9 protein-coding genes are annotated in these 11478 nt (G+C 43.7%); all 9 read right to left on the bottom strand.

Annotation, left to right across the window (positions count from 1 at the left end; all coding sequences use genetic code 11):
• Positions 1-13: 13 nt before the first annotated feature.
• The gene (locus E3U44_RS08245; protein WP_134357693.1) at positions 14-802 is read right to left on the bottom strand and encodes a glycosyltransferase family 2 protein; all 789 of its coding nucleotides are present in this window, start codon (positions 800-802) and stop codon (positions 14-16) included.
• A gap of 452 nt (positions 803-1254) precedes the next feature.
• Positions 1255-2319, bottom strand: coding sequence for a glycosyltransferase family 2 protein (locus E3U44_RS08240; protein WP_134357692.1), 1065 nt, complete (start codon positions 2317-2319; stop codon positions 1255-1257).
• A 230-nt stretch (positions 2320-2549) separates the two neighbouring features.
• Positions 2550-3701, bottom strand: a complete 1152-nt coding sequence (locus E3U44_RS08235; RefSeq protein ID WP_206054924.1) for a glycosyltransferase family 2 protein — start codon at positions 3699-3701, stop codon at positions 2550-2552.
• 763 nt (positions 3702-4464) lie between these two features.
• Positions 4465-5361 carry a sugar-transfer associated ATP-grasp domain-containing protein gene (locus E3U44_RS08230; protein ID WP_134357691.1) on the bottom strand — a complete coding sequence of 299 codons (897 nt, stop codon included), beginning with the start codon at positions 5359-5361 and terminating at the stop codon, positions 4465-4467.
• Positions 5362-5799: 438 nt separating this feature from the next.
• Positions 5800-6621: a sulfotransferase gene (locus E3U44_RS08225; RefSeq protein ID WP_134357690.1), complete on the bottom strand. Its 822-nt coding sequence runs from the start codon at positions 6619-6621 to the stop codon at positions 5800-5802.
• A 17-nt stretch (positions 6622-6638) separates the two neighbouring features.
• Positions 6639-7832 carry an ATP-binding protein gene (locus E3U44_RS08220; protein ID WP_134357689.1) on the bottom strand — a complete coding sequence of 398 codons (1194 nt, stop codon included), beginning with the start codon at positions 7830-7832 and terminating at the stop codon, positions 6639-6641.
• Positions 7832-8944 carry a DegT/DnrJ/EryC1/StrS family aminotransferase gene (locus E3U44_RS08215; RefSeq protein ID WP_134357688.1) on the bottom strand — a complete coding sequence of 371 codons (1113 nt, stop codon included), beginning with the start codon at positions 8942-8944 and terminating at the stop codon, positions 7832-7834. Before E3U44_RS08215 ends, E3U44_RS08220 begins: the two co-directional genes overlap by 1 nt.
• A 318-nt stretch (positions 8945-9262) precedes the next feature.
• A complete protein-coding gene (locus E3U44_RS08210) occupies positions 9263-10510 on the bottom strand; it encodes an ABC transporter ATP-binding protein (RefSeq protein WP_134357687.1) in 1248 nt (415 codons plus the stop codon).
• Positions 10511-10619: 109 nt separating this feature from the next.
• Positions 10620-11471, bottom strand: coding sequence for an ABC transporter permease (locus E3U44_RS08205; protein ID WP_134357686.1), 852 nt, complete (start codon positions 11469-11471; stop codon positions 10620-10622).
• Positions 11472-11478 lie beyond the last annotated feature (7 nt).

Raw genomic sequence — 11478 nt, 5'->3', positions numbered from 1 at the left:
CGCCTAGTTGATCTCAATCAGGATACAAAATCCTTTGCAAACGTTCCAAAAGGTATCTTTTTACAGGATTTTTATAATGTTTTTTAACATAATATATTTTTGAAGCCGGCATAAAATTTGCTTTTTTTGCAACTACAGAATTATAATGCTCTAACTTAATATCCGGTACATACATAATTTTGCCGCCTAACTTTCTAATGCCAAGGCATAAATCTTCTTCTTCTTTATACAGAAAATAATTTTCATCAAATCCGCCTACTTTCTCAAAAGCAGATCTCTTGATTAAAAATACGGCTCCCGAGACCCAAGCCACTTCGCCTTCTACGCTTCTATCTTTCCAATAAGCGTTCCCAGCATTATTAATGACCCAGGCAGTAAAGCCATGTAATTCTCCATGATCATAAACTTGAACTTTCCCGTCTTTTCCAATCAGTTTTGGTCCCACTACTTTTATATCATCCGACTTCTCAGCCTTCTCCATTAACCGTTTAATCGTATCTTCTTCAATAAATTCTATATCAGGGTTAAGAAGTAAAATATATTTCGAACTACTTTTTTTAGCTAAGAGATTATGTCCAGCTCCAAATCCTAGGTTCTTATTAGAATAATAGAAAGCTATGTTTTTATTTTCTTTGAATTCCAGTTCCAAGTCGGATAAATCATCACCAGAACAGTTATCCAGTATATTGATCTTATAAGTAAAGGTACAATTACTCAAATCATCAAAAACATCTTTTAAACTTTTTATTAAATATTTCTTTGTCTTGTAATTGACTATCTGTATAGCAATATCCAAGGCCATATTATTTAGTCCACTACTGTCCCCATAGATTAAGGATTTTAAACTTGTCTTAGAAGGCGGGACTTTGGGCTTTGGAGTCACCTTGCAAACAAAGCCAAGAGGTCACACCGATCGAATAGATTAACCGGAAGTAGTCGAAGAATTTTCTGGAGACTATTACTTGAAGTAACTAAGTACTAGGATAAACACGGGCAGCAATCTAGATCTGGGCTATCACAGAGTTGTAAGAGGTTCCTAACAAATCTTTTTATCTTTAAATCTTTGCGTTGTTGGGCCATAAAGAAAATACCTTAAGTATTAAGTGGATGATACCAGATATCGTCCGTATATCGATGATACTATCTTTGGAAAAAGATAGCACTCGAAAACAGTCATATCCTAGGCTTTGCCGTCTGTAATGGCCATGAAAAGGCCCTCCAGCGACATTAATAACTGAGGATCAACACAGGCCTCTAATCTGAGACTGCACTATGGGACCGGAAACGCCACAATAAGTGTCGGTCCAGCTCTCGTTGCCAAGTTATCAATCGCGAGCGTAGCGTTCTGGTAAGCATAGGAAATGCCTGCGCAGTAGCCTTCCAGTCTTCTAGCAGGCTAGGATCAGGATTTTTGGGATCCCTTGCTGCCCTTAGCGCCTGCTGATAAACCCATTCTATGCGATGCGCCAATTTCCACCGCTGCGCTCCAAGCTCCCCCCGCTCTCGCAGCAGTTGCTGAATGATTTGGTAGTGCTTGCTATAAAGAAGCAAAGTATTGGTCACTATCCCATCCAAGCAAAACATGCGGAACTCGCGGCGGGATCGATTATTAGCCGTGGCAGCACCACCATGAATCCTGAAGTGAGCCAGCATCTCTGGAATATATCGAAGCCCCTTATTAAGCCCAACACGCAGCCACATTTCCAGGTCGCACTTCTGAATGAGAACCGGCTCGAATAAACCGAAGTGCTCGAATACGGAACGGTGAAGCATAACAGCTGTGGGTTCACCGATGAAGTTCTGGGGTCCTGCGGAAAGGCACACATGCTTGAGAGTCGCCACTGCTAACTCCATTCCAGTAATGTATCCGCGCTCGTCGAACACTCCGCCCATAGACAGAGGCCAGAGAAATCTTAGGTAAGCCTCTCGCGTTTCTGCACTCATTTCTTCAAAAAGAAAGCCACGCTGGCATACCACAATGGGAGTGTCGGCGTTAGCCTCCGCAAGCATGCGCTCCAAGCAAATAGGCTCAAGCAGGTCGTCCTGAAAAAGAAACTTGATCCACTCTCCTTTAGCCAACTCCACGCAACGATTCCAGTTTGCAACCAAACCTAAATTAAATTTATTACGGACAATACGGATACGTGGATCTTGCTCTGCAAAATCGTGGGCAATATCCAAGCTATTATCAGAGGACCGATCGTCGACTACAAGCACTTCAAAATCGCTGAAGGTTTGGGAAAGCGCACTATCTAGGCATGCCCTTAGATATTGAGCGCCATTATAAACTGGGATACAGATACTTATCGTCGGTTTCATGTCTTACTTTTATTTAATATTTGTGGCTCTTAACTTTGTGGGCGATATTCATGGAGCATAAGCTCCAATTGTGATTCGCTGCCTCCCCTATTAATTTGGGAGGTTATTTTTTCTAACTATTTTGTCTTGGCTGTATAGCGCTAATTATGGATTGGAAACTGAAAGAACATCAAATTCTATTTCTATCGGAATCAGTTCATATTGCTTGTTCTTGCGAAGTAAAAAAGAAATTAAGAACGGTTGCTGATAAAATAGTGACGAACATTTTCTCTAACTGTCCGTTTTAAGTTACTTAACTTCATCTTCACAATCAGAACTAATCGCTTTAAGACAAAGGATAAACTATGTTGTCTCTCTTTAATTTCTTTAAGTTCAGATTCTTTGGCTTTGATTTCTGAATACGAGTCAAAAAGTAAGGAGGCTAACTGAAGTGTGTAAGCAGGAAAATCAGTGATAATTAAATCTTCTAGGGAAAATTCTTCGCGATAGTCACGATATAAAAAATAAGCAGTATTAATATGACACTTTGCCAATACATTAATAGCATCTGCATGATCTTTAGATAAATCTTTTAGGATAACTTTTCTTGCTTCCTGTGTTTTCTGCTGGCGATACAGATAACTTTTATTTGACCAAACGGACTGATCATGAGCCCTATAAACTGCCATGGTCTCGTTTATATAGTAAATTTTTCCATATTGGGCATTCATACAATGGAAATAATAATCACCTATAGGAGAATATCTAAAGTTGGATCCAAGAACTTCAAAACCCCGATTTTTACAAACACAGGAAAGAGTATGAATATAGTTGCCCGCAACTAAATCAAGCAGAGTAGATTCAAACCTGGGTACTTTTGTAATGTAATCATCTATTAATTGACCATCCTTTAAAATTTTGACCTTATGAAAGCATATAGAAAAATCAGGATTGGCTTCCAAAAAATCTACCTGCTTTTGCAGTTTTAACGGGTCTGTCCAATAGTCATCCCCTTCGCAGATAGCGATGTATTTGCCTTTGGCCCTTGGAATGTTAAAAGTTGGATTTGGCTTCACCCCTTTAGAATACTGATTCTCAGTTTGGTAAATGGGCTTAATAATATGGGGAAATTGGCCCTCATACTCGCGGATAATGTCCGCTGTGGCGTCGGTAGAAGCATCATCATGAATCAATACCTCAACAGGAAAGGTTGTTTTCTGCATGAGGAAGCCATCAAGGCACTCGCTAATAAATTTTTCATGGTTATAAGTGATGCAGAGGATGCTGACAACAGGCACAGTATCTGTGGGCCAAGCCTGTTCCGTGATACGGACCGGCTGAGCAAGCCATGGGCCTTGCTCTTCCGAATAAGTCAAGTCATAGCTCGGAACATTTCTACTCACGGTTAGCTTCTTTTTCTAGTATGTTAGTAATTCGGAACAGCAATGAACGCCTCACAACGCAAAACTGGATACTGCATCATGTAATTAAGTAATTTGATACACTCGCAGAGTGCGTCGCCCGAGAAGGACAATTCGTTCCTATCAGCTGGTCAAGTTCAGCAACTGAGCCTACTCTATCTCCTGTGCGGACCCGCCTAGATATCCTGCAACAGTAGCCCGCATGCCGCCAGAAACGATATACTGAGTACCACCTGTCATCTCCAATAAAGTCCGTTCTCATGCATTACTTCAAAATATAAGCCCTGCCGACAGCAGTGACATCTTTTCCGGCAGTGCAAGCTTGATAGCGAGCAGGCCGCCGCTGACCCCCATGCCGATAATGCAGATCTTCATCACACTGTCTGTTATCCAATGGGGAACTTATCTCTTCGTGATGTCCATTGCTGTTTGCCTTCAGACGTGGCGCGGATTGCCTCCATAGACCCCATTTGTTTCTGTGCCAGCCATCACCACTACACCTGCACCGATACGGAAAATATCCTAGGCGTCTCGCAAAAAACTAGCCCGTGAATGTATCGAAGGCAGCCATAGGCATCCCTCGCGAGCATTAATCTATAAATAATAAACATCAATGATAAGTACTGTGACACTGCGCTTGGCGCCATAAGTCCCGTAATGTGCAGCAAGGCTTGCAGCTGGTACGAAGAGGAAAAGCGATTTTTCTGATAATGAATGATCGCCCTGAATATATTAATTAAAGTTTTTATCTTATTGTAAAAAAACGTCGACAATATTCGTTTTCCATAAGAGGAAAAAAAGGCTGAATGTATTGCAAATCCTGATGAGAGTTTATCTCAATAAATTTAAAACTATTATTTGTTATGACGATATCATAGCCTGTATATACAAGTTGCGGCATGCTGTACCCAATTTCAATCATTTTTTTGGTTATGATACCCCAATGTGGTAAATACCCTTTTATAGTCACCCCCGTATCTGGATGATTCTCAACATTAATAACATTCCCATTCACTGCTTGTTTGGGACTAAATAGCGCTCCATCGGATAATCTTACGCCACAAAAAATTCCCCCTGCCCCGGCATTATCCACCATACCTGAAGACTTCACTCCGAAGCGCATGAATGCTCCGGTGATCTGCGGGCCATCACTCTGATCATAAATTACCATAAGACGCAGAGTATTAGGCGTAACATCATATATTTTTTGTATTTCTGCATGGGAGCTAACATATTCAGTAACAATGTAATTATCGAGCTTTGCAAATAGAGATTTAATTTCATCTTTAGTAATTTTATGATTATCAAGATAAAATTGATCATCCTTTACTGAGAGCTTATGAAAGCCTCTACCGCCCGAACCTGTCCAGGGTTTCAAAGCCAAGCATTCTTCTTCTTTCAAAAGGTCCAATACATCATCAAAAGCTGGTTTTGAATTAAAATTATGAGAATAATCAATCAACCGCAAAATTTTATTTTTTTGTATTTCAAAATAATACTTTGGCATATACTCAGCATAATGGCTGAAAACATATCGCATTGTTAATTTGTCATCAATCCATTTGCTGTATACACCATTAAGTGGATGCATTTTCAAATACACTAAATCCGGGATAAATGACTTATAGTTCGTATCAGTCAATCCATATCGTACAATACGCTCACTAAAAAACCCGCGCTTATAAGCCCATATTTTTTTTTTTGAAAAGGAATACTTTTATTTTCGAAAAAATCGTTACATAGGCGATTCCATACTAAAGGCGCCATGTAAGGAGAGTAGCCCTTTCTTCTAGCTATTCTAATAGCTATGCTGCTAATAACATTTTTAGGCACACATCTTATTTTAATTAGAGACTCCCGAAACTTCTTTATCTTGTTCAGAAAAGCCCAATATCGTTTTTTTATTCTATAAATGATTGCCAAGTTACCCTCTCTCCTAACGACTCACTAGCCGCCAAGAAAACCTTCTAGGCCCAGATCCATTTGAATGCCAATACGGCAGTTTAAAGAGTAGATAAATTAAACATTTCGGAGTGCCAGGCCAATTTTCTATTAATATCACAGTCCGGCAAACGCCTATTTATTTAATATAGATTTCAAGCTCACTGCCTTGAAGATCAGCTTGAATTCCCTCTGCAATATGCGGATTAAGCTCCATCCTCCAACTATTATCATTTTGATTAGTTCTGTATACGGAGTAGGGATCTGAATTTTCTGTATTCATGCTCTTGCTCAAAAAATCTATCGTTGATTCGGTGAGTTCTAGACCAATTGATTCATATAAAAACTTGGTTTGTTCTATCGGCATTGAAAGAAAATCCTCATACCGCATAATATGGACTCGATTAGGGTATTGCTCTTTTAGTCGATGAAATATTAATGCTGCTTCTTTCCATTTTTCATAGCCGTTAAATTCCTCTGGCTTATTCAGATTTTTTTTTAGTGCATAGCGCCACTCTTCCAACTCATCCCAACCCAAATCACCTCTGAACTCACGCGGTGCTTTTAGCCAGGAATTAATGACTGACAACGGGTTTCGAATGACACAACACAGATAGAGATCATCTAATTTTCTCAAAAGATTAAAAAGGATATTAATATACCGAACCTCTTTATATACAATATGAGTATAGGTTTCCTTTTTAAATACCGGAAATTTCCCAGATGATCTTTTTTTTGTTTGGTTTAAGAAATCATCCTCTTTTTGATAAAGCAGATCAAAAAAATCATTAATATCTTCTTTGGTAGAAGCAGGTGTCAAAAAGTCCTTTAAACCATACGAGAATAATGGTTGATACCGATAGATAGTGTAAGGGGAGCTGTTAAGGATTTCACCTATCCAGGACGTGCCGGAACGCGGCACTCCGTGTAATGCGACTTTGGTTAGCATTCTATTAGGCATTTTTGAGGCTTCCCTACTTATTCGACAATAACACGAACATCCTTTTCCATGTTATCTGTCATTTCAAGCATTTGCTCCATGCTGTCGTAACGCATTATCATAGTACCCAACGTATCACTAGAGCTACGGTATTTCATTACTGTTTGGCCTGGTTTTATCCAGAGATGCTGCTCAACGATATTATTTTGCGCGCGATTTGAGATCCAGAGATCCTTGAAAGTCCCAGTTGCCCTGGAATGAATCGTGTAGTTTGACCAAAAACCCTTCACTGGGGCGTTTGACAGATTTGAGCAGTCTTCTCCCAAAGCCGCATCTACCGTATATTTAATCAGATCTACACCCGTTGCATACTTTATAGCTATAGGGATATTCTTCCCGCCGTTTCTTGCACCAATTTCAAGGATCCAAATACGCTTATTAATATCTACTAGAAATTCCACGTTAAATGCGCCTCTTTTAAAGGAAAGAGAGTTTAGTAGTCTCTCAACTTGGCGCGCCGCTTCTAGTCCTATATCGTGGTCGATTATTGAAGGATAGCTTGATGATATAGGCGCATAGGGGTTGCATACTGGATCCTGATGTTGGTCACCCCACTGCCAAAATTGCAATTTACCATCCACCATGAAAACATCGCTATCAATTTGGTAGCCAGATTTTTCTATTTGCTCTTCAATAACGACTACTTTTTCTCGGGAAAATGACTGTGCGTAATCAAAGGCTTTTTCAAGATCTGACAAATGATTCACAAAAGTCAGGCCTTTACTTCCCGAGGAATCGATAGGTTTTACAAAGACAGGCAGATTAACTGTAGATGCCCAGTCGATAGCTTCTTGCAAAGAGTAAAATGAGCCTGAACGTGGCACATTAAAACCATTCTCAGAAAGAAACCTCCGAAAGAGATCCTTTCTTGCTAGTGTAAGTACTGCTTGATAGGGGTTGCCAGGCAAGCCCAAGTGTTCTGCCACATATGCCCCTGTGGGGGCGGATGGATCTGAAGCATACGCAACGATTCCATCAATTGCCAAGTTCCGCGCCAAGTCAAGGACCGCATCTTTATCGGTGGTGGAAACATTATGCCATTCATGGGCTAGTCTATGGCCGGGATTGCTAGGCAAGTAATCACAAGTAATCACGTAATGGCCTTGGGCAAGCGCATAGCGAATAGGAGGAATTTGGGTAGGGGCAGCACCGAGAAAGAGGATTCGTTTCATTATTGGGGATCGCTAATAATCGCAATGATATAATTGAGATCATTGTTCGAAAGCGCTGGATAAATCGGCAAGCAAATCACCTTCTCTGCGATTTCGCTGGCTACCGGTAAATTACTCCGCTGGGCTGACGATAATCCCCGATACATGGGAAACTCGGAAATCAGCGGATAGAAGTACCGCCGTCCGTAGATATTATTCTCACGCAGCTTCTGATACAGTGCGTCCCGGCTCAGCGGATAGTCCGCTTCGACCAGAATTGGGAAATAAGCGTAATTCGCCGCATGTTGACCAGCCTGATCGACGCACCGTATTCCTGGAACGTCTTTCAATAATTCGCGATAGGTGTGATCGATCTCACACCGTCGGGCCAGTGCCCGGTCAAGGTGCTTGAGTTGTAGCAACCCGAGGGCAGCGTTGAACTCACTCATCTTGCCATTGATACCGGATGCCACCACTGTGGTTTCGTTGACAAAGCCAAAGTTTTTTAAATTATCGATGTGCTGCTTGGTCCTGGCGTCCGGACAGACGATAGCGCCGCCCTCGAAGGTATTAAATACTTTGGTGGCATGGAAGCTCAGCACCGACAAGTCACCGTGTTTCAGCACGCTGCCGCAGTGGCATTGGACACCAAAGGCATGGGCCGCATCGTAAATAACCTTGACGTTGTAATTGTCAGCAATAGTCTGAATGGCATCCACATCACAAGGATTGCCGTAACAATGCACCGGCAGAATAGCTGTGGTGTGCGGGGTAATAGCGGCCTCGATCTTAGTGGGGTCCAGATTGAGCGTATTCGGATCGATGTCGACGAACACCGGCTTGATACCGTTCCACAGCAGGGAATGGGCGGTAGCGACAAAGGAAAAAGGCGTGGTAATGACTTCGCCAGCGATGCGCAATGCTTGCAGTGCAGTAACCAGCGCGATGGTGCCGTTGGCAAACAGAGCGAGATGCTCAACGTCAAGGTAGTCACACAGGGCTTCTTCAAGCTCCTGATGAAACGGCCCCTTGTTGGTAAGGAGCTTACTATCCCAAATTTTTTCAAGATAGGGAATAAACTCTTCCAGTGGCGGCAGATAGGGCTGGGTAACGTAAATGGGCTTGTCATTCATAGCGTATGTATTGAAGTGGTTGCGAAAAAAACCGCTTCTAATAACCGTTTGAAGAGATGCAGCATCGTAATATTACAAAACCCCCTTTCCAACTTTTTGTATGATGAAACTCCCAACTTTCGCTCTAAAAATTGCGTCCGCCATGATCAGAAAAGCGGTTTGCGTACCTCTACAAGAAATCGCTGCGATCGACGAAATAATTTTCTTACATCTTTATTTTTGGCTGCACACAGTTATGTGCAAGTAAATGATTTGATTAAATAAGCTGTTACCGGAGCGCCCTAAAATCGGTTCCGCTTTTATTTTTTCTTTTATACTTCAACATCTCCGAGTTACTGCAGCTTGCTTGCAGGTAACTATTTCAGATTGCGGGATAGCGGGCCTCACAATTTTCCCCCAATGAGTTCTCTCAGAGAACACCCGGAAGGATCTCAGCCCTTGCACCCGCGCCAAAGATATTGATGTCTTTACATCACGAATAGCAACCACAAAGGAATATTTTCCGGCATTCAAGTCAATGATCCCAAGGGGAATTTCGAGGTGATGTTCACCAGGGGATAGGCAAAGCATCCGGGAATCGGCATCATAAATTGGTGTGCATACCACCGGGGCCATTGTCTCATCGTGTATAAAGAGCGAAACGTGTGCGCCGCGCCGTGGTCCGTCCACACGTACTCGGAGCATTGCCGTGACTGACGAACCCTGGGGAATGCTTGGTTCCTCCCCGGTCAGCGTCTCGCCGTCCACCAACAGATCAAGACCCAACACCAGGGCTTCCCCCGTCCCGGAGGTCTGCACCTCGTGCTTGACCAATGCATAGTAATGATCAATGCCTTCTGCTGGATTAGGGCTATCAAGCAGCGTCGATCCATGCTCCATAACCATAACCCGCGTGCAGAACGATGAGATATACTGCATATTGTGGGAGACAAACACTACCGCCGCGTTTTCAGTTAGGCGACGGACGGTGTTCAGGCATTTGATGACAAAGCCGATATCGCCCACCGCTAGCACTTCGTCAAGGAAAAGAATATCAGGCTCGATCAAGACCGCGGCGACCGCAAACCCTAACCGCACATTCATTCCGGAGCTGTAGTTCCGAACCGGCGTGTCGATGAATTCGCCGATTTCCGCAAAGTCGATGATTTCCTCCAACTTGGCGTCTACATGGCGTTTGCTCAGGCCCAGTACCGAGGCATTGACATAAATATTCTCGCGTCCGGTCAAAATCGGATTGAAGCCGGCACCTAAGGCGATCAACGCCCCTACCTGACCGCGCATCTCAATACGGCCCTGGTCAGGTTTGATTAGGCCGTTGAGCATTCGCAGCAGAGTTGTCTTGCCAGCGCCATTATGGCCGATGAGGCCCAGGCATTCGCCTCGGTTCAGTTCAAAATTGATATCCCTCGCCGCCCAAAACTCTTCCGGGCGAAGTTCACCGTTACCACCATGGCGCTGACCGCGCAGTTCGTTACCAAGATCTTGCAGGCCATACCACAGCGACCGCTTGAGGCTGCGGCAGAATTTTTTGGAAAGATCGTCGACTTTGATCAGGGTGTCGGACATAGGAATTTTAAGTTTTAAGTTTTAAGTTTTAAGTAGTGAGGCTCACACCAAAAGTTAACCAGCCCAAGGATTGGCCACTGAGAGTTTAGCTTTAAAACTCTTCTCGCCCTCATGCACTCATCCGCTCAATGATAATCGGCATCGCCAGCCGGTAGGCGACCCAAACTACTAGCAGCAAGGCGAAGGCCGCGACATTGACCACCAGGAAGTAACCCAGGAATTCTGGCGGAAAGCCGGTAAGCCAATCCCGGGCAGTGAGAATAACCGGGCTCAGGGGATTAATTTGGTAGAGGGTAGCGACCCAGCCTTCTTTGGGCATAGGAAATACCACTGGTGTAAGGTACATGACAAAATTCATTAGCAGCGGAACGGCCCGACCCACGTCGGTATAGAGCATACCGACCGGGGTGATCAGCAATCCGATAGCGGTGCCGACCAGAATCAACGACAGGATGCCGAGGGGGAAAAGTAACAGACTCCAGCCCGGATTGATACCAACCAGCAACAATGCGCCGATCAGGAGCATCATCTTGATGCCGGTATTGAACAGTATCTTATAGATGCCAGAGAGCAGGAGCGCCTCACGGGGAAAGTTGAGCTTGGCCAACATGCCGCGGGCGGCGTTGGTCTGCTGCGTAGGGGCGTTCATGGCATCGATCAGGATTGACCACAGCAGGGTGCCGGTAAAAACGTAAACCGGATAAGGCAGATTAGTTTCACCTACCGAGACGATACCGCTGCCGCTGAGAAAAATCCAAGTAATCGTTGTCGCCAAAGGAGTGATAAAGGCCCAGAAGATGCCAAGGAACGCCTGACGGTACTGGGAACTGATGTCACGCACTGCAAGTCGCCAGGCCAATTCACGGCCCCTGAGCAGATCGCGGAACATCTCGCCCACCATTTTCCGTGGGTTAGCGAGGGAGGAGTCGGGGGTATAGACGGTAATTCTCGATTCGGACATAGGTGGG

The sequence above is a fragment of the Nitrosococcus wardiae genome (genome assembly GCF_004421105.1).
Lineage (GTDB): Bacteria > Pseudomonadota > Gammaproteobacteria > Nitrosococcales > Nitrosococcaceae > Nitrosococcus > Nitrosococcus wardiae.
The sequence above is the reverse complement of the archived record's forward strand: the minus strand, read 5'-3'. Positions and strand labels throughout refer to the sequence as shown.

Excerpts from the sequence above, each read along its gene's own strand:
- E3U44_RS08245 (WP_134357693.1), bottom strand. The coding sequence starts at position 802 with ATGGCCTTGGATATTGCTATACAGATAGTCAATTACAAGACAAAGAAA.
- E3U44_RS08240 (WP_134357692.1), bottom strand. The coding sequence starts at position 2,319 with ATGAAACCGACGATAAGTATCTGTATCCCAGTTTATAATGGCGCTCAA.
- E3U44_RS08225 (WP_134357690.1), bottom strand. The coding sequence starts at position 6,621 with ATGCCTAATAGAATGCTAACCAAAGTCGCATTACACGGAGTGCCGCGT.
- E3U44_RS08220 (WP_134357689.1), bottom strand. The coding sequence starts at position 7,832 with ATGAAACGAATCCTCTTTCTCGGTGCTGCCCCTACCCAAATTCCTCCT.
- E3U44_RS08215 (WP_134357688.1), bottom strand. The coding sequence starts at position 8,944 with ATGAATGACAAGCCCATTTACGTTACCCAGCCCTATCTGCCGCCACTG.
- E3U44_RS08210 (WP_134357687.1), bottom strand. The coding sequence starts at position 10,510 with ATGTCCGACACCCTGATCAAAGTCGACGATCTTTCCAAAAAATTCTGC.
- E3U44_RS08205 (WP_134357686.1), bottom strand. The coding sequence starts at position 11,471 with ATGTCCGAATCGAGAATTACCGTCTATACCCCCGACTCCTCCCTCGCT.